At 70.4% G+C, this 22,668-nt stretch carries 19 protein-coding genes; 10 read left to right on the forward strand and 9 right to left on the reverse strand.

Translation table 11 applies throughout. The features are described from left to right. Window positions 1–19: 19 nt before the first annotated feature. Window positions 20–853 (reverse strand): PaaX family transcriptional regulator, encoded by an 834-nt coding sequence (locus tag ACIBK1_RS36390; protein WP_030510190.1) that lies wholly within the window; start codon window positions 851–853, stop codon window positions 20–22. 230 nt (window positions 854–1,083) lie between these two features. Between ACIBK1_RS36390 and ACIBK1_RS36395 the strand changes: the two genes are divergently transcribed. The 3 genes from ACIBK1_RS36395 to ACIBK1_RS36405 all read left to right on the forward strand — a co-directional run bounded on the left by ACIBK1_RS36395 (window position 1,084) and on the right by ACIBK1_RS36405 (window position 5,064). Continuing rightward, window positions 1,084–1,224: a hypothetical protein gene (locus tag ACIBK1_RS36395; protein WP_396740192.1), complete on the forward strand. Its 141-nt coding sequence runs from the start codon at window positions 1,084–1,086 to the stop codon at window positions 1,222–1,224. Between the two features lie 172 nt (window positions 1,225–1,396). Continuing rightward, window positions 1,397–1,882 (forward strand): hypothetical protein, encoded by a 486-nt coding sequence (locus tag ACIBK1_RS36400; RefSeq protein ID WP_030510189.1) that lies wholly within the window; start codon window positions 1,397–1,399, stop codon window positions 1,880–1,882. A 1,472-nt stretch (window positions 1,883–3,354) separates the two neighbouring features. After that, window positions 3,355–5,064 (forward strand): SpoIIE family protein phosphatase, encoded by a 1,710-nt coding sequence (locus ACIBK1_RS36405; protein WP_396740194.1) that lies wholly within the window; start codon window positions 3,355–3,357, stop codon window positions 5,062–5,064. Between the two features lie 227 nt (window positions 5,065–5,291). On the opposite strand, the gene ACIBK1_RS36410 is transcribed toward ACIBK1_RS36405, so the two are convergent. Next, the gene (locus ACIBK1_RS36410; RefSeq protein WP_036407988.1) at window positions 5,292–5,630 is read right to left on the reverse strand and encodes a hypothetical protein; all 339 of its coding nucleotides are present in this window, start codon (window positions 5,628–5,630) and stop codon (window positions 5,292–5,294) included. A gap of 121 nt (window positions 5,631–5,751) precedes the next feature. Here ACIBK1_RS36410 and ACIBK1_RS36415 point away from each other — a divergent pair, with 121 nt between their 5' ends. The 5 genes from ACIBK1_RS36415 to ACIBK1_RS36435 are packed head-to-tail and all read left to right on the forward strand — an operon-like array spanning window position 5,752 to window position 10,971. Then, entirely contained in the window at window positions 5,752–7,101 is a 1,350-nt protein-coding gene (locus tag ACIBK1_RS36415) for an MFS transporter (protein ID WP_396740196.1), read from the forward strand. Window positions 7,102–7,117: 16 nt separating this feature from the next. Further along, window positions 7,118–8,653: an acyl-CoA synthetase gene (locus tag ACIBK1_RS36420; protein WP_030510187.1), complete on the forward strand. Its 1,536-nt coding sequence runs from the start codon at window positions 7,118–7,120 to the stop codon at window positions 8,651–8,653. Window positions 8,654–8,656: 3 nt separating this feature from the next. Then, window positions 8,657–9,721 carry an aromatic ring-hydroxylating dioxygenase subunit alpha gene (locus ACIBK1_RS36425; RefSeq protein WP_197042781.1) on the forward strand — a complete coding sequence of 355 codons (1,065 nt, stop codon included), beginning with the start codon at window positions 8,657–8,659 and terminating at the stop codon, window positions 9,719–9,721. Next, window positions 9,718–9,939 (forward strand): hypothetical protein, encoded by a 222-nt coding sequence (locus tag ACIBK1_RS36430; RefSeq protein WP_030510185.1) that lies wholly within the window; start codon window positions 9,718–9,720, stop codon window positions 9,937–9,939. Before ACIBK1_RS36425 ends, ACIBK1_RS36430 begins: the two co-directional genes overlap by 4 nt. Window positions 9,940–9,975: 36 nt before the next feature. After that, window positions 9,976–10,971, forward strand: a complete 996-nt coding sequence (locus ACIBK1_RS36435) for a PDR/VanB family oxidoreductase (RefSeq protein ID WP_030510184.1) — start codon at window positions 9,976–9,978, stop codon at window positions 10,969–10,971. Between the two features lie 99 nt (window positions 10,972–11,070). Here ACIBK1_RS36435 and ACIBK1_RS36440 read toward each other — a convergent pair whose 3' ends face one another. Then, a complete protein-coding gene (locus ACIBK1_RS36440) occupies window positions 11,071–11,592 on the reverse strand; it encodes a YbhB/YbcL family Raf kinase inhibitor-like protein (RefSeq protein ID WP_030510183.1) in 522 nt (173 codons plus the stop codon). Between the two features lie 38 nt (window positions 11,593–11,630). Then, the gene (locus tag ACIBK1_RS36445) at window positions 11,631–12,971 is read right to left on the reverse strand and encodes a M1 family metallopeptidase (RefSeq protein WP_081903800.1); all 1,341 of its coding nucleotides are present in this window, start codon (window positions 12,969–12,971) and stop codon (window positions 11,631–11,633) included. Between the two features lie 191 nt (window positions 12,972–13,162). Here ACIBK1_RS36445 and ACIBK1_RS36450 point away from each other — a divergent pair, with 191 nt between their 5' ends. Then, window positions 13,163–13,651 (forward strand): hypothetical protein, encoded by a 489-nt coding sequence (locus ACIBK1_RS36450; protein WP_030510181.1) that lies wholly within the window; start codon window positions 13,163–13,165, stop codon window positions 13,649–13,651. Window positions 13,652–13,698: 47 nt separating this feature from the next. Here the strand turns inward: ACIBK1_RS36450 and ACIBK1_RS40645 are convergent, their stop codons facing one another. The 3 genes from ACIBK1_RS40645 to ACIBK1_RS36475 all read right to left on the reverse strand — a co-directional run bounded on the left by ACIBK1_RS40645 (window position 13,699) and on the right by ACIBK1_RS36475 (window position 18,521). Next, complete coding sequence (locus ACIBK1_RS40645) at window positions 13,699–15,840, reverse strand: glycoside hydrolase family 44 protein (RefSeq protein ID WP_030510180.1); 2,142 nt, start codon at window positions 15,838–15,840, stop codon at window positions 13,699–13,701. 284 nt (window positions 15,841–16,124) lie between these two features. Then, window positions 16,125–16,796, reverse strand: a complete 672-nt coding sequence (locus ACIBK1_RS36470; RefSeq protein ID WP_030510179.1) for a FadR/GntR family transcriptional regulator — start codon at window positions 16,794–16,796, stop codon at window positions 16,125–16,127. 126 nt (window positions 16,797–16,922) lie between these two features. Next, window positions 16,923–18,521, reverse strand: a complete 1,599-nt coding sequence (locus tag ACIBK1_RS36475; protein WP_396740199.1) for a glycoside hydrolase family 27 protein — start codon at window positions 18,519–18,521, stop codon at window positions 16,923–16,925. Window positions 18,522–19,091: 570 nt separating this feature from the next. On the opposite strand from ACIBK1_RS36475, the gene ACIBK1_RS36480 reads away from it, so the two are divergent. Further along, the gene (locus ACIBK1_RS36480; RefSeq protein WP_396740201.1) at window positions 19,092–21,425 is read left to right on the forward strand and encodes a beta-L-arabinofuranosidase domain-containing protein; all 2,334 of its coding nucleotides are present in this window, start codon (window positions 19,092–19,094) and stop codon (window positions 21,423–21,425) included. 49 nt (window positions 21,426–21,474) lie between these two features. On the opposite strand, the gene ACIBK1_RS36485 is transcribed toward ACIBK1_RS36480, so the two are convergent. Beyond that, window positions 21,475–21,975 (reverse strand): GNAT family N-acetyltransferase, encoded by a 501-nt coding sequence (locus ACIBK1_RS36485; protein ID WP_081904083.1) that lies wholly within the window; start codon window positions 21,973–21,975, stop codon window positions 21,475–21,477. Next, on the reverse strand, window positions 21,972–22,550 hold the full coding sequence (locus ACIBK1_RS36490; RefSeq protein WP_030512579.1) for an NADAR family protein: 579 nt from the start codon (window positions 22,548–22,550) through the stop codon (window positions 21,972–21,974). The genes ACIBK1_RS36485 and ACIBK1_RS36490 overlap by 4 nt, the downstream gene beginning before the upstream one ends. Between the last annotated feature and the right edge of the window lie 118 nt (window positions 22,551–22,668).

Consider the following 22,668-nt stretch of genomic DNA (forward strand, 5'->3'; position numbering starts at 1 on the left):
GGGGCGGCGCGGCCGGGCGTCAGACGACCAGCATGTCCAGGAGGGGGGCGGCCAGCTCGGCGGCGGGCGGCTCGTACCGCTGGGCGAGCGTCTGGAAGGTCTGCTCGGCCTGGATCGCCGGCCAGTCCTGGGGCAGGTGCTCGGCGGGCAGGTGCGGATCCTGGCGGACGAGCTGCAGCCAGTCGGTGTGCAGCAGCAACTGCCGCGCGAGGTCGTCGGGCGCGCCGGGGAACGGCCGGGGGACGTCCCACTGGGCGAGGAACGCCCGGTAGCGCGCGGCGATCTGCTCGATGTCGAACGCCTTCCCGACGAGGTCGGCCGCCTCGGTCGGCTTGAACGCCCTGGCGGTCAGCACGGTCACGTGGTCGCCCAGATCGAGGGAGGCGAGAACGTCGGTGACGTCCTTGACGCCCGGCGCGATCCACAGCCCGCTCTGCAGCAGGCCGAAGCCGTTCCAGATGAGCCGCGACCGCAGGTCGTGCCGCGTGCTGCGGCGGCTGTCCGGGATCGAGAAGCCGACGAGCGTCCACGTGCCGTCCCAGTCGCGGTTCACCGCGCCGGTCTCCCACACCCGCCTGCGTCCGTCCTCCAGGACCTCCACGGCATGCGGGGTCAGCCCGAAATACACCTTCCGTCCCTGCCGATGACGTGTCAGCAGGTTCCGCTTCACCATCCGTGCGAGCGTCGACCGTACGGCCTCCTCGGAGACGCCGAGGCGGGCGAAGACGTCGATGACGCTCCCGGAGTAGACGGCGAGGTCGCGATGCAGCACGTAGATGCCGAGGAAGCTGAACATCAGGGACTGCGGGCGCAGGGATGGCGCCGTCTGGTCGTCTTCGCCGCCGAGGGTCACAGCAGCAGGGTAGACCGGTTCAGACGTTATGCAAATATTCGACCGCCGTCATATTGATGCCATACATCTGAGAGTGACCGACCCCGGCCGCCGGGGTCGTGCGCGTCTGTCCGCATTCACGAACCTGCCCCCGCCTCGCCGCCGTCGCGAGATGTGCAACGCCGCTGCGGCTTGCTGGGAGCGTTTGGAGCGGTCTCGATGAATGTGGGGAGAGGCGTTGATGTGGTTGCATGCGCTGCAGGACGCAGCTGCAGGACGCGATCGGCACGGTCGGGCCGTACGACGTGGTGAACAACCCGCCGCCGAAGGTGCCGCCGGGACTGCAGCCGAAGATCGACCTGTTGCTCGGCTGGGTAAGTGGGCATGCCTGATCCTGGGCGTCGCCGGGATCCTGATTTGCGCCGACAAGATGGCGCTCGGGCAGTCCGGCCGGCCGCACCACGCGGCTGAGCGAGCTTCGGAACTGCCCAAGGTGCTGCTCGGGGTGTCGCTGGCCACGGTCGCCGTGCCGATCATCACGGCGACTTTCGGATGAGCCCTTCTATGCGGCAGCGCCGGAGGCTGCTCGTCTTCCTCGGGGTCACCGCGGGGCTGATCGCGGCGGGTGTGCTTCTGGCCATGCTGCCGGCCACCCGGAAACCCTCACCTGCCGGCACACCGGCCGCGTCGGCGCTTGCACAGCCCACCGGCACTGGCACGGAGGTGAACCTCGGCGGCTGGCGGTGGGCGGACTTCCATGAGGTGCGTCTGCCGTACTCCGCCTCCGACGGCCCGCACACTGTGACCGGGGACCGGGCGTACGGCTTCGCCCGCAGCTCAGCGGGGGCGTTGCTGGCGGCGCTGCATCTGGGGATGCGGGCCAGCCCGCGCTGGGGGCCTGTGGTGTTCGAGCCGACCATCGCCGAGCAGTTCACCGGCTCAGGCCGGCCGACGCTGCTGCGGGCCGTTCGCGCCTCCTACGGCAATGCCGGCGCTGCGGCGGGCGTCGCCGAGGGCGTGCCGATCGGCCGGGCGTACGTGGTGGAGTAGGCGTTTCGCTGGCAGGCCTACACACCTGATCTTGCGATCGTCGACGTGGTCGTGGTCGTGGTCGTGGTCGTGGCCGGGCCGTGGCGGTGCCACCGTGCGCATCTCGACACGGATGCAGATGGTGTGGCGGGACGAAGACTGGCGGGTGGTCGCCCCGGCCCGGAGGTGACTGGACGCGGTCCTCGGCCCCGGTGACCGACCTGACCGGCTACATCCTGTTCCCGGATCGGGGGTGACAGCGTGGACATCTTCGTGGCCGGCGGACCCAGGCGGCAGGTGATCCTCGATCATGTCGGGCCGCTCCACCACGGCCAGTCCACCGCCACTCGCTCCCGGCTGACCACCGCGCCGACGTCCGCTCTTGGCAGCGGGCGGCTTGGCCAGCCGGGTGAAGGTGTCAGCCGACGGCGGCAGCGAGGAGTTCCCGAGTTCCGGCCCAGTCGCGGTTCCAGCTCGGCCACCCGAACCCTCATCCGCTCGTTCTCGGCGCGTAACTCGGCGATCGTCCGCGCCTACTCCACCACCAGGGCGGCAAGCTCGTCATACGACGGGCGCTCAACCCCAGACTGCAGCACCCGAAGATCATCCCGCAGCCGGCATCAGGCTCTGGCCGTCCCCAGGCCTGGGACCTGATGAATTCTTACGATGTGACGGCGACGGCGTCTCGCCGGCCACCGGCGCGGAGCACCTGACAAGGGTCCGCATGCCGTCCCCTTGGCGGCCTTGACAGCTCTGACCAGGCCACAGCAGACTGGACTAAATCGTCCTATTCGCACTCCGGCGGCGGGTGCCTGCATACCTGAACTCCACGCGAAGGCCGGGTTGGGCCTTGATTCGGCTGGCCGAGGAACACCCGGCTACGTGGCGGGTGACACCGCGCTCACCGATCAACCACCCGCCAGCCGTACTCAACCTCCGAGAGAACGACCAGTGGTGGGTGGGAGCCTGGACATGACAGAGACCTCTCGCGGCAGGCATGGCCCTGAACGTGCAGATGTGAGCTCTGCGGGGATGGGGCGTGCCCGATGGCGGACAGGTCGCTGCGATGGGCTCTGCAGGCGGAGTGGCGGGCTTCTGGCGCATCTGACGATCGAGGCCACGGACCTCACGGTGCTCACCGGCCGCCACCTGCCGGCCGAGCCGGCGACGGCCTCGCGGTACGACCGGGACTGGCCCCGAATGGACGACAGTGGTTACCTCGCCTTCTCCAACTGGTGGCGCACAGGCTGCCGTACTTCATCTCCGGCGCTCTCCTGGTCGCGTTTCCGGCTGACCGGCAGGCGCGGTGGGCGGCGAGTCGGGAGCAGGACACGCTTGCGCACAGGTCAGGGCTGACCATGGTGGCACACCGTGACCGCCCACCGGAGCCCGAGTTACGGCCTGGTAAAACAGCATTTCAACGCTACTTTCGCACTGATCACTGTTTGTCCGGGGACTAAGACGGTGCCGATGGACCTGCGGAACGAGTCGCTATGAACGGCGACGATGTCATACGGGACGTTACCGAATCGTCGCTCTCTAATTCCGGACCTGTTTCCCTTCGCGAACTGGACGCGCTGTTCGACCAGTCACCAGCCGCCTTGGTCTTCCGCGACCGCGAACTGCGCGCCAGGCGCACCAACGCGGCGTTCCGCCGCCTGTTCGGCCTTCCGGACGAGGCGATCATCGGCCACCTCCCTTCAGAGTTCGACGCGGACATGGACATGGCCTTGGTCGAGCGCATCCTCGCCGAGCAGGTGATGGACAGGGGCGTTCCCGTGGTCGACGTGCACGTGAAGCGGTCCGTGGCAGGCGAGCGCCGGGTCCTTCTGTGGTCGGCGCACCCGGTGACGGAAAACGGCCAGGTGCTGGGGACGCTGTCCTTTTTCAAGGACATCACCAGCCAGGCAACATCGCTCCGGCAGGCTCATGACCTGCTCGAACGGGCCGGTCACCAGATCGGGACCACGCTCGACATCTACCGCACGGCCGCAGAACTCACCGACCTGGCCGTGCCCGGGCTCGCCGACCACGTCACCGTCGGCCTGCTCGACCAGGTGCTGCAGGGGGAAGACCTTCCCCGCCCCGGCTCAGACCCCCTGCGGTTCCGCCGGGTGGCGGTGCGCGACATCAGCAAGACCAGGGGCAATGTTGGCTACAAAGTGGGCGATCTGTTCACCGTGCCCGCGCCGGTCACCGGTCCGCCCTCCTCGGTGCTCCTGCGGGGAAAGCCCCTCCTGGCGCGGAACCGGGCCGAGGTTGGCGTGCGGTTCTCCCACGTGCCCGATATTGCGGAGGCCCTCCTCGCCCGGGGGGTGCACACGTTCATAGCGGTGCCGCTGATCGCCCGCGGCGTTACGCTGGGGGTGGCCACGTTCAGCCGGGCGGAACACCCCGAGCCGTACGGCGAGGCCGACGTGCGGCTGGCCAGCAACCTGGCCTCCCGGGCGGCGGTGTGCATCGACAACGCCCGTCTGTACACCCGCGAGCGCACCACGGCCGTCACCCTGCAGCGCAGCCTGCTGCCCCGGGACATCCCGCAGGTGCCAGGACTGGTGCTCGCCCATCGCTATCAGCCCGCCAGCCAGACCGCGGAGGTGGGCGGCGACTGGTTCGATGTCATCCCGCTGAAAGACGGCCGGGCTGCGCTGGTCGTCGGGGATGTGACCGGCCACAGCATCCACGCCGCGGCGCTCATGGGCCAGCTCCGCACCACCACCGCGGCCCTGGCCCGCCTCGGGCACCCGCCGGAGGAGATCATGGCCCAGCTCAGCGGCGTGGTCTCCGGGCACGGCGAGGAGACCGGCGCCACCTGCCTGTACGCCCTGTATGACCCGGCCTCCCGGCGGTGCCGCCTCACCAGCGCCGGGCACCTGCCGCCCGCCCTCCGCTACCCCGACGGCAGGGTGGACTTCATCGACGTGCCGGGCGGAGTGCTGCTCGGCGTGGGCCAGGGCCGCCACCCGGCCACCGACATCGACCTGCCCGCGGGCAGCGTGCTGGCCCTCTACACCGACGGGCTGATCGAGCACCCCGGCCAGGACATCACCACCGGCATGTCCCGGCTCGCCCGCACCCTGGCCGCCGGCCCCGCACGATCACTGGACCAGCTGTGCGACAGCCTGCTGGTCAGCCTCGGCGCCCACGCCCGGGACGACATCGCCCTGCTGCTCGCCCGCACCGCCACCGAAACAGCCCGCTGATCCCGCGGTACTGCGCGGCGCTAGAAGATCACTGAAGGTGTTGGGGCACGGTGTGGCCGTTCGACCCGCAGTCCATCACCTACCAGCCGCAACGCTGGTGGTGGAACCCCCTCCGGGCACTGACAACGGTCGAAGACGCCCCACCGCCTGGCCGGGCACTTCGTGCTCACCGTCGAAGACCCCGGCAAGCGGAACCTGTGGGGACCGCCGCCCGGGACCTGGCGACGCTAAGCGGGCAGCACGACGTCCCGGTCAGGAGCCTGTCCTACGGCGAGCGCCACGCCGGCGAGCAGATCAGCCTGCGCCGCCAGGACATCCTCGAGCCCGCCGCGATCCGCGCGCTCGAACCGGGCACCGCGCTGCTGCTGGCCATCGGAGTCCGGCCGGCGCTGCTGAAGCTCCGCCCCTGGTACTCCGGCCCCCATGCTGGGGACATCGCCGCCGCCCGCGACCGGGCCGTCGCCCGCATCACCGCCGGAGCTGTACAGCACGCCGAGACGGGCGCCGCGGCGCCGCGGCGCGGTCGCGCCGCCGCGGGAATGGAAGGCGGAGGGCCGGGTACGCATGCGCCCGGACCCGGACCGCCCGGTTCCATATTGGGCAAAGTGTTGACCTCCGTTACAGATCTGCCTAACCTCCGGACGAGAAGGCGAGAGTCCAGCTCGCTCCCGGACGAGGAGCTCGGTCATGCCGAACCTGTCAGCCGCACCCCCCAGCCCGATACAGCTCCGCCGCGCGGTGGCCTCCAGCTTCCTGGGCAGCGTCATCGAGTACTACGACTTCCTGCTGTACGCCACGGCGTCGGCGGTGGTCTTCAACAAGGTCTTCTTCTCCTCCCTCGACTCGCTCACCGCGACGGTCGCCAGTTTCGGCACGTTCGCCACCGGCTACCTGGCGAGGCCGCTCGGCGGCGTGATCTTCGGCCACTACGGCGACCGGTTGGGACGCAAGCGCATGCTCGTCCTGACCATGACCCTGATGGGCGTCGCGAGCTTCCTCATCGGCCTGCTCCCCACCTACGCGCAGATCGGCAGCCTCGCGCCGATCTCGCTCGTCGTGCTCCGGGTGCTGCAGGGCATCGCCGTCGGCGGCGAGTGGGGCGGCGCGGTGCTGATGTCCGCCGAGCACGCCACCGGCAGGCGTGGCCTGTGGGCGAGCTTCACCAACGCGGGAGCCCCCTTCGGCATGGTGCTGTCCACGGCGGTGCTCAGCGGCACGGCCGCCGTCATGGACGAGCAGGCGTTCCTGAGCTGGGGCTGGCGGGTGCCGTTCCTGATCAGCATCGCGCTGCTGGCGGTCGGTCTGTTCGTCCGGCTGCGGGTCCAGGAGACCCCGGTGTTCGAGGCCGCGAAGGAACGGGCGTCCCGGCTGCCGCTGCTGGACGTGTTCCGCGACCACCCGAGGGCCCTCCTGCTCGGGGTCGGCGTCGGGCTGTCCGCCTTCGTGGCGCAGGGCACCCTCACCACGTATCTCATCGCGTACGGCGTGCGCGCCGGCTTCCCCCGGCAGGCGGTGCTGAACGCGCTCACGCTCTCGTCCGCGCTGGCCGTGCTGGGCATCGTCGGCTGGTCGGCGCTGTCCGACAAGGTCGGGCGCCGGCCGGTGGTGCTCGTGGGCGCGGTGCTCATGGCGGCGTTCGGCTTCGCGCTCTTCCCGATGGTGGACTCCGGCAGCACGGCCGTGCTCGCCGTCGCGCTCGTGATCGGCCAGTCGATCGTCCACCCGCTGATGTACGGCCCGCTCGCGGCGTTGTACACCGAGCTGTTCGCCACCGGGAGCCGCTACACGGGAGCCTCGCTCGGCTACCAGATCGCCGGGCTCGGGGCGGGTCTCGCACCGCTGCTGTTCGCCCAGCTCGACGCCTCGACCGGAGGCGGCACGACGACGATATCGGTGATCATCGCGGCCTGCTGTCTGCTGACCGTGATCTGTATCCTGGCGCTGCGCGAGACCAGCCGTCACGACCTCACCTCGGTCGCCGTCGGCGGGCCCGCATCCGGTCGCGTCGCCGACACGGCGGAACCGTCCTCCGCCTGACCGAGGAGTGCCGTTCATGCGCAATGCCGGACTGGGAGGCTGGCCGGCCCGCAGGGCCCAGATGAGCCCGGACCGCACCGCGTTCGTCTACGCGGACCGGCCGCTCAGCTATGCGCAGGTGCATGAGCGGACGACGAGGCTCGCGTCGCGGCTGCGTGACGGTGGGGTGCGGGCGGGGGACCGGGTCGCCTACCTCGGCCCCAACCATGTCGCCTTCGCCGAGACGATGTTCGCCACCCACGTGCTCGGCGGGATCTTCGTCCCGCTGAACTTCCGGCTTGCCGCGCCCGAGATCGCGTACATGCTCGAACACTCGGGCGCGTCGGTCCTCGTCTACGGGCCGGAATGCGCGGCGGTGGTCCGAGCTCTGCCCGGCTTCCCGGGTCTGCGCACGGTCGTGGCGCTGGAGTCCCCGGCGGAGGGGGAGCGGCACTACGAGACGTGGCTGTCGCAGGGCGACCCCACGCCGATCGACACCCCGGTGGCGCTCGACGACATCGCGCTCATCCTCTACACGTCCGGCACCACCGGACGGCCCAAGGGCGCCATGCTCAGCCACGCCAACCTGGTGTGGAACTGCTACCACGTCCTGATCAGCGTGGACGTGACGAGCACCGAGGTCACGCTGATCAGCGCGCCGCTGTTCCACGTGGCGGCGCTGAATCAGACTTTGCTGCCGACCTTCCTCAAGGGCGGCATCTCGGTCATCATGCCGTCATGGGACGTGGACCGGTGTTACGACCTCATCGAGAGGCACCGGGTCACCTGGATGTTCGGAGTCACCGCGATGTTCGCCGCGCTGGCGGGGTCGCCCCGGTGGCCCGGCGCCGACCTGTCCTCGCTGCGCACCCTGATGTCCGGGGGCGCGTCCATCCCGGTCGCGCTGATCCGCGCCTACCAGGAACGCGGCCTGGTCTTCTGCCAGGGCTACGGGTTGACGGAGACCTCGCCGGGCGCGACCTTCCTGGAGGCGGGCGAGAGCGTGCGCAAGGTGGGCTCCGCCGGGGTGCCGGTGTTCTTCGCCAACGTGCGCGTGGTCCGGCCCGACCTCACCCCCGTGGCGCCCGGCGAGCCGGGCGAGGTGCTCGTGCAGGGGCCGAACGTCACCCCCGGCTACTGGCGCGATCCGGAGGCGACCGCTGCCGCGCTGGCCGAGGGCGGCTGGTTCCACTCCGGCGACGTCGCCACCCTGGACGACGAGGGCCACCTCTACGTCGTCGACCGGGTGAAGGACATGTACATCTCCGGCGGAGAGAACGTCTACCCGGCGGAGGTGGAGGGCGTGCTCTTCGAGCACCCGGCCGTGGCGGAGGCCGCCGTGGTCGGGGTGCCCGACGACACGTGGGGCGAGGTCGGCCGCGCCTTCGTCGTGCCGCGCCCCGGCGCGGTCGTCACCCCCGGCGGGCTGCGGGACTTCCTCCGCCCCCGGCTCGCGAAGTACAAGATCCCGGTCTACGTCGATATCGTCGACGCGCTGCCCAAGACCGGTTCCGGCAAGATTCGCAAACCTGACCTGCGCCGGCGGCCACTGACCGCCGGCCCCGAGGAGTGACCTGTGATCGTCACCGAATTCGCCCGCAACCAGTGGTACGTGGCCGCCTACGGCCACGAGGTGGGCCGGCGTCAACTCGGCCGCACCATCCTGAACGAGCCGATCCTGCTCTGGCGCACCGAGGACGGGCGGGCGGTGGCGATGGCCGACCGCTGCGTGCACCGCCGCTTCCCCCTGTCGGAATCGCCCAGCCACCTGGTCGGCGACCGCGTGGTCTGCGGCTACCACGGCTTCACCTACGGACCGGACGGCGTCTGCGTCGCCGTGCCCGCCCAGCAGCGCATCCCGCGCACCGCGCGGCTCCGCACCTACCCCCTGGTGGAGCAGGACTCGTTCGTCTGGGTGTGGATCGGCGACCGCGAGCCTGGCGACACGCTGCCCCCGCGCGCTCCCTGGCTGGTCTCGCCCGACTACGCCACGGTGTGCGGGATGGAGCCGCTCAACGCGCGGTACGGCCTGCTCGTGGACAACCTCCTCGACCTGTCCCACGAGACGTACCTGCACGGCGGGTACATCGGCACCCCCGAAGTGGCCGAGACCCCGATCACGACGGAGGTCGACGAGGACGCGGGCATCGTCTACGTCAGCCGCCACATGGACGACGCGGCCTGCCCGCCGTTCTACGCCGAGTCGACCGGCATCAAGGGCCGGATCACCCGCTGGCAGGACATCGAGTATCACCCGCCGTGCCTGTATCTGCTGCACAGCCGCATCGCGCCGGTCGGGTCGCCGCCGCCCGCCGCCGACGGCACGGACTCGCACGCGTTCCACGTCGAGGTCGTGTACGCGATCACCCCGTCGACGGAGAACTCCACCTACGACTTCTGGGCGGTGGCGCGCGACTTCGCACTCGACGACGAGAAGGTCTCCGACTTCCTGCGGGACAGCAACCGCACCGTCGTGCTGCAGGACGTGGCCGCGCTCAACACGCTGGAGGAGGTCATCGCCCGGGAGCCGGACCGCTACCAGGAGCTGTCGGTGAACATCGACACCGGTGGCCTGGCCGCCCGCCGCCTCCTCGCCCGGATGGCCGGAGACGTGCCGGCCTCGCAGACCGCCGTTCGATGAGCGCGCGGGACTCCGGCGCGCGGGACGGCCGCACCGTCTACCGCATCCGCTGGCTGCCGGGGACGGACCGGCTGCACGCCTCCTGCTTCTGCGGGGCGGAGCGCGAGTTCGAGGACCCGGTGATCCTGTGGGACTGGCTGCTCGGCCACCCGGAGGGCCACCTGCCCCGCCCTCCGGCGGAGCACGACTCCCCGGCCCCGGCAGCCGCGCTCGTCTGAGACGCGACATCCTCCAGAAAGGAAGCCCCGGCGACCATGCCCGTCACGGAACCGGAGCTCGACGTGAAGGTGGTGGGTAAGGTGCCCGTCGCCGAGGGCGTCGTCCTCCTGAGCCTCGCCCGTCCCGACGGCGGCCCGCTGCCCGCCTGGACGCCGGGCGCCCACCTCGATCTGCTGCTCGGCCCGGGACTGGTCAGGCAGTATTCGCTGTGCGGCGACCCCGGCGACTCCTCGGTCTTCCAGGTGGCGGTGCTCCGGGAGAACGGCGGGCGGGGCGGCTCCGCGTACGTGCACGACCGGCTCGCGGAGGGCGACACGATCGGGGTGCGCGGTCCCCGCAACCGCTTCGGCCTCGGCGAGTCATCCCGCTACCTGTTCGTCGCCGGCGGCATCGGCATCACCCCGATCCTGCCGATGATCGAGGAGGCGGCGCGGCGCGGGTGCGACTGGCGGCTGGTGTACGGCGGGCGCACCCGCGCCTCGATGGCGTTCGCCGACCGGCTCGCCCGGGACCATCCGGGCCGGGTGGAGCTGTGCCCGCAGGACGAGACGGGCCTGCTCGACCTCGACGCCCTGCTCGGCGATCCGCGTACGGACACCCTCGTCTACTGCTGCGGACCCGAGCCGCTGCTGGCGGCGGCGCAGGAACGGTGCGCCTCCTGGCCCAAGGGAGCGCTGCGGGTCGAACGCTTCGTGCCCACGGCCCGGAACGGCGCGGGTGCGGCGGAGGCCACGGAAGAGGGCGCCGCGGCGGGCACGGCGGAGCGCGCCTTCGAGGTGGAGCTGGCCCTGACCGGTACGACGCTGACCGTGCCGGAGGGCCGCTCGATCCTGGAGGTGGTCGAGGAGGCGGGGGTCGCGGTGCTGTCGTCCTGCCGCGAGGGCACCTGCGGCACCTGTGAGACGGCGGTGCTCTCCGGCGTTCCCGACCACCGCGACGACCTGCTCACCGAGGAGGAGCGCGAGGCGGGGGACGTCATGTTCATCTGCGTGTCGCGGGCCCGCTCCGCCCGCCTCGTCCTCGAACTCTGACCCGCGCCGAAGCCGTCGTCGTTCCGTGTCGTCGTTCCGTGTCGTCGTTCCCTGCCGTCGCTCCTTGCCGTCGTTCCGGGAGGCGGCAAGGAGCGGCGGTCAGCCGCTCCAGGTGCCGACGGTCTCGCCCGAGCCGATCGCGGCCTTCTTGATCTGCTGGTGGACCGCTGCCGCGTCTCCGCTCGGCGTGATCGGGCCGCGCAGCGCGTACACGACGAAGTGATAGTGATGCGTCCCGCTCGGCGGGCAGGGCCCGGCATAGGCGGCGATGCCGTCGCTGCCCGGCAGGACCCTCCCCGGGGCCCGGCCCTCGGGCACGCCCGTCTCGGTGACGGGGATGCCGGTCACGATCCAGTGGACGTACGTCCCGCCGGGCGCGTCCGGGTCGTCCACCACGATCGCCAGCTCGCGAGCGGACTCGGGAACGCCGCTCCAGGCCAGCGGGGGCGAGACGTCCTCGCCTCCCTGCCGGGCGCACGCGTATTTCGCGGGGATCGCGGCGCCGTCGGTGAAGGCCGGGCTGCTCACCTTCAGCGCGCCCGCGGACGGGGTGCTCCCGGCCGAGCACCCCGCGAGGACGACCGCCATGAGGACTCCGCCGGACAGCTCGCCGATCTTCATGCGCCCAGGATAGGCGGCCGGAGCGGACCCCGGTGGCGTCAGCCGTCGATGCGGTGCGTGGTCCAGAACGACGACAGGTCGACGGTGGTGGCCGCCTGCGCCGCGGCCTTGAAGTCCGCGGTGGTCGAGACCCCGTACCAGTGGGCGGCGGCGTAGTTCTGCAGCAGGTTCTGCATCGCCGTCGTGCCGATCGTGCGCCGCAGGTCGTGCAGTGCGCACTTGCCGTAGGTGTAGACGACGGTGCCGTACCGGCTCGAATGGGCGTCCCAGTAGGCCATCGAGTTGCTGATCTTCTCGGCGGACGACTGCCAGGAGACCCTGTTCCAGCAGTTGGCGCCCGAGACGCCGTTGTAGAGGTCGGTGGCGTAGTCGGTGAACGCCTCGTCCAGCCACGGGCTGGTGTACTCGTCGTCGCCGACGATGCCGTACCACCACTGGTGGGCCAGTTCGTGGGCGAGCGCGGTGGAGCTGACCACGTCGAGCACGAAGCCCGGATACTCCATGCCGCCGAACCAGAAGTTGTTGTCCAGCACCACGTCCGCCTCGCCGTACGGGTAGGCGCCGAACCGTCCCGCATGGGCGACGAGCGCGTTCTTCGCGGTGGTCATCATCGAGCTCGCGCTGCCGGAGCTGATCGAGCTCACCCGGTAGACGTTGACGACGACGCCCGTCGTGGTGGTGCTCGTGGTCTTCACGAACGGCCCGGCCGCCCAGGCGAACTCGCGGACGTTCTTCGCGGTCGCCTTGGTGATCGTGCGGCCGGACGTTCCCGGCGTGTCGGCGGAGGTGCCGGTCGCCGGCACCAGCAGCGACGACGGGTGGTCGAGCGTCACCGAATAGTCGCTGGTGAGCGCGTAGAAGGACTCGCCGTTGTTGCTGTAAGGATCGAGGTGCCAGCCACTCGCGTCGCGGACCGCCAGGACCGGCAGCGCGTTGCCGATGAAGTTGTAGGAGCCGTCGCGCCCGAAGCGGTCGGCGCCGCTGGGCACGACGATGCCGAGGTCGAACCCGATCGAGGCGCTCTGGTTCTGGGCGAGCGGGGCGGGCAGCGTGATCTTCATCGCGGTGCAGGAGACCGACAGCGGGGACGGCGTGCCCCCGGTCACGTTGGTGACGGTGATCGGCGTGGACGGGCATGCCCCGTGGTAGTTGTCCCACAGGCGGAGGTAGACCTCCGTCAGGGGGTCCGCCGACGGGTTGGCGAAGGTGACACTCTCATGCCCCGTCCACGTGCTGCCCGAGGCGTTGCTCGTCAGGGTGACCGTGTAGGAGGGCGATCCGGGCGTCCTGGTCCCGTCCGCCGCGTGAGCGGCCGGTGGAACGCCCCAGACGAGGACGAGCACGGCCGTCGCCGCGGTGATCAGGAATCGTCGCACCATGAGGAGGGTCTCCTTTCGAGTGCCCGGCCCCCGATCTGCCGACGTAATGTAACTTTTTGTCAAATGGCGGTCAATGATTGCTTTTTGGCCGTTATAGCGGCTGTGGCGACAAGAATTCGCCTGGTTGTCGCGCGCGAAGCCGATAACGGTGTGTGATTGCGCCGACGCGTACCGTCGTCGATACTCGTCCGGTGATCCGAAGCAGGCGTGGCAGGACCACCACGGCGATCGTCGCCGCGACCGTGCTCCTGGCCTTTCCTTCGTCGTCCGGTGCGGTTCCCGCCGGTCCCGCGGGCGATCGGCCGATCGACTGCCGTGACTGGCCGCGGCCGGACCCCTTGACGGTGCGCAACGTCAAGCCCGTGTACTCGACGGCGAGCGGGAAATGGGCGGGGGAGGCGAACGTCACGCTCTGGCGCGGGGACGCCGGCCCGCGCGGGGAGTGGCACTACTGGGCCACCCTCACCGGCCGCACGCGACCGGGTGACGCGGTCTGGCTCGACGTCTGGCCGCCGGGTGGCGGGCCGTGGCATCGGTGCGGGCCCTTCCCGGTGGCCCGTGACGGCCAGAAGGTCGCCTCTCCGATGGCCGTCTGGCGTGATTTCACCCTCGTCAAGGCCTGCGCCCGGCACAACGACTCCGGCGCGTGCGGACGGGACAAGGGCGCGATGGTGGACTGACTCCCGGCGGTGCCGGCTGGGGAAGGCCGGCACCGGGGGTCATCGGGTCAGCTCGTCGCGCAGGGCGAGCCGTTGAGCGTGAACTGCTTGGGCGCGGGGTTGGCGCCGTTGTAGCCGCCGAGGAAACCGAAGGTCACGCTGCCGCCGTTCGCCGCGATCGTGGCGTTGTAGGCGGCGTTGGTCACCGTCACCTTCGACCCGCTCTGGGTGTAGGAGCCGTCCCACAACTGGGTCACGGTCTGCCCGTTGCCGTACGTCCAGCCGAGCTTCCAGCCCTTCACGGCCGCGGCTCCCCGGTTGACGATCCGTACCCCGGCCTGGAAGCCGCCGGGCCACTGGTTGGTGACCGTGTACGTCACCGTGCAGGCGGCGGGCGGCGTCGGCGAGGAACTGGGAGAGGGGCTGGGCGACGGGGACGGACTGCGGCTCGGAGAGGGCGACGGGCTGGGGGACGCGCTCGGAGACGGGCTCGGAGACGGGCTGGGGGACGGACTCGGCGATGCGCTCGGAGAGGGAGAGGGCGACGGCCCTGCGCCGGCGGGGATCACGACGGTGCTGATCGAGTTGGCCGGGAACGTGCCGGTGAAGCCGCCGGCCCCGACCTGCACGTCGGCGTCGCGCCTGATGGCCGACGTGTCGGCCGCCCCATAGCGGTAGACCTGCGCGGTCGCGCCGCCGTCGCGTCCCTTGACGGCGACCTGGCTGGTCAGGTCGTCGCCGGTCTTGTTCACCACCACGAGCGTGAGCGCCTTGTCGGAGGTCCGCTCGGCGGCGTACACCGCCAGCTTGCCCTGGTCGGCGCTGGTCGCGCCGACGGCGGTCTCGCCGAACCGGCCGCCCTTGCCGTCGTAGTTCAGGTACATCCGGAAGGCGTACGCGCCGGGCTGGGAGGCCGTGGGCGGGCTCCACAGGGTGGCGAGGTCGAGGCCCTCACGGCCGAAGATGCCGAGGATGTCGGCCTGCGTCAGGGCGCCGTTGATGTGGTCGAGGGCGCCCCAGTTGTACTCGGTGATCGCGGTCTTGGTGCCGGGATACTCGGCGGCCACCAGTTCCTTCATCCGGGGGATGAGCCGGATCTGCGTGTTGATCCAGCTCTCGTCCGTGTAGGACGGGTCCCACAACACGCGGGTGGAACGCAGCCGCAGGGCGTCGGTCGTCGGGTCGCCGCCGGAGCCGAAGGCGATGCCGGACGCCTGGGGGTAGAAGTGCTCGTCGAAGTAGTCGAGGACGCGCAGGCCGTGCTCGTCCTCGTAGTTCTTCATCTGGCGGAGATACCACGTGGTGAACGGGAGGCCGCCGCGAACCTCCTTGTCCGGGGGGTTCGACCAGCAGTTGGTCCGGCCGCAGGTCTCCTGGTCGAGGCCGGAGTAGTCCCAGGAGGACCAGCCCCAGCCGACCGGGCCGAGTGTCTTCGCGCCGGGGTCGGCGGCCTTCACGGCGGCGCCGATGAGGTAGGCCTTGTCGCGCAGCTCGACCGAGCTCGCGCCCTCGGGGTGGACGTCCCGGTGGGTGCTGTGCCAGATGTCGGGCTCGTTGTCGAGGTTGTAGAACTTCACGCCGCCGCCCGCGGCCGTGCCGTACCTGCCGGTGAGGTGGCTGATCCAGTCCTTCACGTACGCCGCGCCGGCCTCGACGCTCGTGTCGTGGGGGTCGTTTCCGGTGATCTTCGTGCCGTCGGGCTTCACGCCGTTGCCGCAGTCGGGACGCCACTGGTCGGTCTGCTGCTGCGCGCCGTATTTGGCGACGGAGAAGCCACAGGAGGCGTCGCGGCCCTTGGGGACCCAGCCGATCAGCGGGACCGTGAGGATGGTGTCGGTGCCGGTGCGCCGGTCCTGCTCGACGAACCGGTCCGCGGAGGAGCCGTCCGGCAGCTCCGACGGGTCCTCGTTGTCCTCCGCGATGTTCTCGAAGAACCAGTCGGAGGCGCGGTTGCTGGTGTCGTACAGGTAGTTGTAGCGGGTCGTCGCGTTGCCGCCCCACCTGCGCACCGGGAGGCGCAGTTCCTTGGCCAGCGCCTCGTCGGCGAAGTTCATGCCGTAGATGTACGGGCTGATGGGGTGCCGCCCGGTGGTGGTGTCCACCGTCAGCGCCGGGCCGTCGGCCGCCGCGAGGGCGGGCAGCTGCCCGGCCGCGCCGATCGACAGGGCGAGTGCCGCGGTGAGGACGATCGGGAGCGTTCGCGTTCGCACGGGTCTCCTCTCGGGTCCCTGAGGGTCGTGGAAGTCCTGAGGCCGCCGGATGCGAGGGGAGCACCCGTCAGGCGGCGAGGGCAACGCTTGCCAAGACCCGGGCGGGGAACAAGAACGCGGTTCGCCGGAGCACCGCGGGCACGCGCTGAGCAGCCACACCCCCTCGGCCGCGGATGGAAGTTTCACGAGGACCCGCGTTTCCCGCGCCGGGACCGGGCGGTGCTGCGGCCGTACGCGCGGTTTCCGGGGGCGGCGATGCGGATGAAGCCGGGACCGGGGCGGCTTCAGAGCGTGCGGCGGAGCCACTCCTCGACGCCCGCCACGTGGACCGTGGCCCAGGCCCTGGCCACCTCCGGCCTGCGGGCCGCGATGGCGTCGCAGATCATCACGTGCTGCTCCCGGGTGTCGTCGAGCGCTCCCTCCTGGGTGAGGCCGCGCCACACCCGGGCCCGGGTCGTCGGCCCGGAGAGGCTGTCGATCAGCGAGCACAGCACCGGGTTGCCCGATCCCGCCGCGATGTGCTGGTGGAACCGCAGGTCGTTGGCGACCAGCTCCTCGACGCTGGGCTCGCCGGGCAGCGCGTCGAGGATGGCGCGCAGCTCCTTGACGTCCTCGTCGGACATGTTCATCGCGGCCATCGCGGTGGCGGCGGGCTCCAGAACCCGCCGCACCTCCAGGAACTGCAGCACGGTGTCGTCGCGGTGGAAGTCCACCACGAACGACATCGCCTCCAGGAGCAGGTGGGGCTGCAGGCTGGTGACATAGGTTCCGTCGCCCTGCCGCACGTCGAGCACGTTGATCAGTGCGAGGGCGCGGACGGCCTCCCGCAGTGAGTTGCGGGACAGGCCGAGCCGTTCGGCCAGATCGGCCTCCTTCGGCAGCCGATCGCCAGGAGCGAGCTCGCCCGACGTGATCATCTGCTTGATTCTGTCGATCGCCGCATCCGTGACCGCCACGGAGACTCCTCCACTGTTTCCTCGCGAACGAGGCCGCATACATCGGATGTCTAGCAGTGTAAAGGAGGAGGACGCCCCGATGGGGCGCCCTCGCGGCGAGGGCGCCCCAGGCGACGGTACGTCCGGTCAGACGCGGGTCCAGCGCTGGTTGGACTGGCCGTTGCAGGACCAGATGATGATCTTTGTGCCGTTGGCGGTGCCGCCGTTGTAGGCGTCCAGGCACTTGTTCGCGCCGACGGCGGTGATGCTGCCGTCGGAGTTGAGCCGCCACTTCTGGTTGTTCTGCCCGTTGCAGTCCCAGATGATCACGTTGGTGCCGTCGGCGGTGCCGGCGTTGTTCACGTCCAGGCACTTGTTGCCGTAGACCCGCAGCTCACCCGAGGCGGTCGGCGTCCACTGCTGGTTGGACTGGCCGTTGCAGTCCCACAGCTGCACCTGGGCGCCGTTGGCCTGCGAAACGCCGCTGACGTCCAGGCACCGGCCCGACCCCACGCCCTTGATCGCGCCCCCGCCGGTGGGAGTGGGCGTGGGAGACGGCGTGACCAGACCTCCTCCGCTCACGATGTACATGGCGGCCCCGTGCGCGGGCACCGACGCGCTGATCGTCCCCGAGGAGGAGCCGGTCGTGTGCGCCCACAGGTCGCGTACGGAGTAGGAGGCGGCGGCGCCGAGGCCGAGGGCGGAGGCGCTGGTGGACACCGTCGCCGTGCCGCTGCCGCGGTTGAGCAGCACGACGGCGACCGAGCCGTTCGCCATCGGCTTGCGCCACACCTCGAGGTTGCCGTTGTCGCTGATCTTGTGGCCCTGTCGGCCGCCCCAGTCCTGGTTGACGGCGATGACCTCGGTGTTGGTGAGGATCGAGCGGGTATCGGCGCTCATCGAGCGGATGTCGTTGCCCGCGATGAGCGGCGCGTTCAGCAGCGACCAGAGGCTGAAGTGCGCCCGGGCCTCGGTCGCCGTCAGCGAGCCGTTGCCGACCTCCAGCATGTCGGGGTCGTTCCAGCCGCCCGGCCCCGAGTACGACTCCAGCCCGACCTGCTGGTCGAGGATGCCCATGACCGAGTTCCAGTTCGCCTGGATGTCGCCCGTGTTGCGCCAGGAGTTGCCGGTCTGCATGCCCCAGGTCCAGACGCTCTCCTGGCCCCAGTTGCACAGGCTGAACAGGATCGGACGCCCGGTGGCGGCGAGCGCGTCACGCATCGCCGTGTATCGCTGCTGCCCGTTCTTGCCCTGGTGGTCGCCGCAGTTGTCGTACTTCAGGTAGTCGATGCCCCAGGAGGCCCACAGGGCGGCGTCCCGCCGCTCGTAGCCCAGGCTGGCCGGATAGCCCGCGCAGGTCGTGGTGCCCGCGGACGAGTAGATGCCGAGCTTCAGTCCCTTCGAGTGGACGTAGTCGGCCAGGGCCTTCATCCCGTTGGGGAACTTCTGCGGGTCGGGCACCAGGTCGCCGTTGGCGTTGCGGCTCTTGGTCGACCAGCAGTCGTCGATGTTGACGTACGTGTAGCCCGCCGCCGCCATGCCGCTGGAAACCATGATGTCCGCGGTCTGCCGCACGAGGCTCTCGTTGACGTTGCAGCCGAAACTGTTCCAGTCGTTCCACCCCATCTGGGGCGTACGGGCGAGCCCGTTGTCCAACGCGGCGGCCGGCGACGTCATGCCGCCTGTCGCGACCAGGGACCCGGCGGCCAGCACCGCCGCCAGCGTCCATCCAACGATCCTGCGCATCTGACTCCTTGTCCGTGGCCGACCCGTCGCCCTCGGCGTGAGCCGATTGCTGTTATCGATAACATCGCTCGCCGAGTCGGTCCTTCTGCCGGCTGTCGGGGGGTGTGCGGCGGAGCAAATACGACCTCGCCGATTCCGTCAAGAGCGCTCCGGCGCGGGAATCGGCCGGATGCCGCGCCGCCTGCCCTTACCGGGCGCGGTCATCCGCACATGACGCGTGCTTCGTTGAAAGTTTCAGCCGAGGCCACCACAACTGGGGCATTCTCCGAAACGTTGCTAAGAGAGCGTCGCTATCGCCGCAGGCAGGAGAGTTTCCGCCCACAAGGATCATGCGAAATTTTCCGGCCCGGTCTTGACAGTTTTCGTGACGGTTTCCCACACTGAGCCCGGGTGGTCTCCTGTCGGAGCGGTGGTGGGCGGCGGTTCCGCCGCCCACCGCACGCTCCCATGACCGGGGGCACGCCGGTTGGTTCCGCGGGTGTCCCGCGCCTCGTTCGACGTCATCCGACGCCGGATGGCGAACGCGTGTTTTTGTTAACGCTAACAGTGTGAAGACGTTCAGGAGGACAGGTGTCGCCCTCATCCTTCAGCCGGCGCAGGCTGTTCCAGGCCGCCGGTGTCGCCGTCGTGGCCTCCGCCGTCGGAGAGGTCGCCAGCGCCTCCGCGGCCGGAGCGGCGGTCGCGCCGGCCCGGCCCGACATCGGCGTCTCGGCGTACCCGTTCGAGCTGGGCCAGGTGCGGCTGACGACGAGCCGCTGGCTGGACAACCAGAACCGCACGCTCTCCTATCTCAAGTACGTCGACGTCAACCGGCTGCTGTACAACTTCCGGGCCAACCACCGGCTGTCCACCGGTGGCGCCGCGACGAACGGCGGGTGGGACGCCCCGAACTTCCCGTTCCGCACCCACGTCCAGGGGCACTTCCTCACCGCATGGGCGCAGGCGTGGGCCGTGCTCGGCGACACCACCTGCCGGGACAAGGCCACCGCAATGGTCGCTGAACTGGCCAAGTGCCAGGCGAACAACGGCGCAGCCGGGTTCACCACCGGATACCTGTCCGGCTTCCCCGAGTCTGACTTCACCGCCCTCGAAGCCCGCACGCTGAGCAACGGCAACGTCCCGTACTACTGCATCCACAAGACGCTGACGGGCCTGCTTGACGTGTGGCGCCTCATCGGCAGCACGCAGGCGCGCGACGTGCTGCTGGCGCTGGCCAGCTGGGTCGACGGGCGGACGAGCAGGCTGAGCAGCAGCCAGATGCAGAACATGCTGGGAACCGAATTCGGCGGCATGAACGCGGTGCTGACCGACATCTACCAGCAGACGGGCGACGCGCGCTGGCTCACCGTCGCGCAGCGGTTCGACCACGCCGCCGTGTTCAACCCCCTGGCGTCGAACCAGGACCAGCTGAACGGCCTGCACGCCAACACCCAGGTGCCTAAGTGGATCGGCGCGGCCCGCGAGTACAAGGCGACCGGCACGACCCGCTACCGCGACATCGCCACCAACGCCTGGAACATCACCGTCGGCGCGCACACCTACGCGATCGGCGGCAACAGCCAGGCCGAGCACTTCCGGGCGCCCAACGCGATCGCCGGGTATCTCACCAACGACACCTGCGAGCACTGCAACACCGTCAACATGCTCAACCTGACCCGCGAGCTGTGGACGCTCAACCCCGACCGGGTCGCGTACGTGGACTTCTATGAGCAGGCGCTGCTCAACCACGTCATCGGTGCGCAGAACCCGTCCGACGGCCACGGGCACGTCACCTACTTCACCCCGCTCAAGCCGGGCGGCCGCCGCGGCGTGGGCCCGGCGTGGGGCGGCGGCACGTGGAGCACCGACTACAACTCGTTCTGGTGCTGCCAGGGGACGGGGGTGGAGGTCAACACGAGGCTGATGGACTCCATCTACTTCTACAACGGCACCACGCTGACGGTGAACCTGTTCATGCCGTCGACGCTGAACTGGACCCAGCGCGGCATCACGGTCACCCAGACGACGTCCTATCCGGCGAGCGACACCACGACGCTGCAGGTCACCGGCAACGTGAGTGGCTCGTGGTCCATGCGCGTCCGCATCCCGTCGTGGGCCTCCGGCGCCACGATCAGCGTGAACGGCGCCCAGCAGAACGTGGCCACCACTCCCGGCACCTACGCCGTCCTCACCCGGTCGTGGACCTCCGGCGACACCGTCACCGTGCGGCTGCCCATGCGGGTGATCGTGAAGGCCGCCAACGACAACGCCAACGTCGCGGCGGTCACGTACGGGCCGGTCGTGCTGTCGGGCAACTACGGCAACACCTCGCTGTCGGCGCTGCCCTCGCTGAACACCGGGTCGATCACCCGGACCAGCACCACGGCGCTCGCCTTCACGGCGACGGCCAACGGCTCGACGGTCAACCTGGGCCCGTTCTACGACGCGCACGGCCACAACTACACCGTCTACTGGAGCACCAGCGGGCAGGGCAACGGCGGGACGGGAAGCTACCGGCTGGTCAACGCGGCCAGCGGCCTGGTCCTCGGAATCCAGAACATGTCCACCGCGGACGGCGGTCTCGCGCTGCAGTGGACCGACAACGGCACCGCCGACCACAACTGGGTGATGGTGACCGACGGCAACGCCGTGCGGTTCCGCAACGTCAACAGCGGCAAGGTGCTGGGCGTGGAGAACATGTCCACCACCGACGGTGCCCGCGTCCTGCAGTGGTCCGACAACGGCACCGCCGACCACCGGTGGACTCTGGTCGACAACGGCGACGGAACCTACAAGATCCGCAACGTGAACAGCGGCAAGCTGCTCGCCATCCAGAACAACTCCACCGCCAACGGCGCCCAGGCCGTCCAGGACTCCGACAACGGAACCGCCGACAACCGGTGGCGATTGGTGGCCAACGGCTAGAACCCGACCGGCAGGCCGCGCCCTTGATCGGGAGGTCGACGGGCAATGGTCAGGGCCGCCAGCGATAGTGGGCGTCGGGCAGGTTCTCCTCGTTGCCGCCGCCGTCGTCCTCCGCGACGAGGGTGAAGCCGTGCCGCTCGTAGAACCGCCGGGCGCCCGTGTTCTGCTGGAACACATGCAGGTCGAGTCCGCGGGGGCGCCTCTTCTTGGCGTGGTCGAGCAGCGTGCCCCCGATGCCGCCGCGCTGGGCGGCGGGCGCGAGGTAGAGGTGGTCGAGCCACTGTCCGCGCAGGGCGGCGAACCCGGCCACCCGGCCGTGCAGGTCGGCGACCCACACCTGCGACGAGGGGAGCATGACGCCGGCGATCCACGCCCGGGTCTCCTCGTCGGAGTGCAGCCGGGGCAGATAGGTCATCGCGGCCCGGGCGGCGAGGAACACCTCGGCGACGTCGTCGGCGTCAGCGGGCCCGGCGCGGCGGATGAGCGGCACAGTGTCGTGAGCGGGCCGGCCCGCGCGACGTGGCCGGGCGGTGGAGGCGTCCGCGCTCACGCGCCGGTCTCCAGCGCGTCGCGCGCCGCCATCAGGGCGAAGCCGAGCAGGTTGAGGCCCTGCCAGGTCGAGGGGGAGGCGGCGCGTTCGTCGCCCGCGGCCAGGCCGATGCCCCAGATCCGGTCGAGTGGGCTGGCCTCCACGAGGACCCGGCGTCCGGTCGCGAGAAGGAAGCGCGAAAGCTCGGGGTTCTGGCCGAACTTGGCGACGCTGCCGCGGACCACGATGTCGAACCGGTGGGTGACCCAGACCTGCTCGTCGAAGCCGCGTACGGCCCGGCCGAGCTTCTTGGCCTCGGCCGGGTGGCCGGCCGCGAGGACCTGTTCGGCGGTCCGCGCGTCGCCGAACAGCCAGGCCTTGTGCGCCATCATGTAGTGCTCGGCGGAGGCGAAGGTGTGGCCGTCCTCGGTGAAGGCGACGGGCCACCACTGTGACAGGCAGCCGGGACCGACGCCGCCGTCGCGGGCCGGCCGGTGGCCCCAGAAGTACAGGTAGCGCAGGGAACGGCCCGCCTGCTCGGCGGCGATCGCCTCTTCCACGGTGCGAGGCGGCGATATCTGCTCGGACACGCCCACACCGTCCCACAGGCGGCCTCGTTCCGGCCATCGAGTTACGGCAGGCCCCGCGCGCCCGAGGCGACGGCCTGACGCGGACGGCCCAACCGGCGGCGGGCCTCCCCCGGGGCTGTGCCCG

This window comes from Microbispora rosea (genome assembly GCF_044460045.1).
Classification (GTDB): domain Bacteria; phylum Actinomycetota; class Actinomycetes; order Streptosporangiales; family Streptosporangiaceae; genus Microbispora; species Microbispora rosea.

What these genes read in the sequence shown, in the direction of transcription:
- ACIBK1_RS36395 (WP_396740192.1), top strand. Translation starts at nt 1,084, where the DNA reads ATGCGCTGCAGGACGCAGCTGCAGGACGCGATCGGCACGGTCGGGCCG.
- ACIBK1_RS36400 (WP_030510189.1), top strand. Translation starts at nt 1,397, where the DNA reads ATGCGGCAGCGCCGGAGGCTGCTCGTCTTCCTCGGGGTCACCGCGGGG.
- ACIBK1_RS36405 (WP_396740194.1), top strand. Translation starts at nt 3,355, where the DNA reads ATGAACGGCGACGATGTCATACGGGACGTTACCGAATCGTCGCTCTCT.
- ACIBK1_RS36410 (WP_036407988.1), bottom strand. Translation starts at nt 5,630, where the DNA reads ATGCGTACCCGGCCCTCCGCCTTCCATTCCCGCGGCGGCGCGACCGCG.
- ACIBK1_RS36415 (WP_396740196.1), top strand. Translation starts at nt 5,752, where the DNA reads ATGCCGAACCTGTCAGCCGCACCCCCCAGCCCGATACAGCTCCGCCGC.
- ACIBK1_RS36420 (WP_030510187.1), top strand. Translation starts at nt 7,118, where the DNA reads ATGCGCAATGCCGGACTGGGAGGCTGGCCGGCCCGCAGGGCCCAGATG.
- ACIBK1_RS36430 (WP_030510185.1), top strand. Translation starts at nt 9,718, where the DNA reads ATGAGCGCGCGGGACTCCGGCGCGCGGGACGGCCGCACCGTCTACCGC.
- ACIBK1_RS36435 (WP_030510184.1), top strand. Translation starts at nt 9,976, where the DNA reads ATGCCCGTCACGGAACCGGAGCTCGACGTGAAGGTGGTGGGTAAGGTG.
- ACIBK1_RS36440 (WP_030510183.1), bottom strand. Translation starts at nt 11,592, where the DNA reads ATGAAGATCGGCGAGCTGTCCGGCGGAGTCCTCATGGCGGTCGTCCTC.
- ACIBK1_RS36445 (WP_081903800.1), bottom strand. Translation starts at nt 12,971, where the DNA reads ATGGTGCGACGATTCCTGATCACCGCGGCGACGGCCGTGCTCGTCCTC.
- ACIBK1_RS36475 (WP_396740199.1), bottom strand. Translation starts at nt 18,521, where the DNA reads ATGCGCAGGATCGTTGGATGGACGCTGGCGGCGGTGCTGGCCGCCGGG.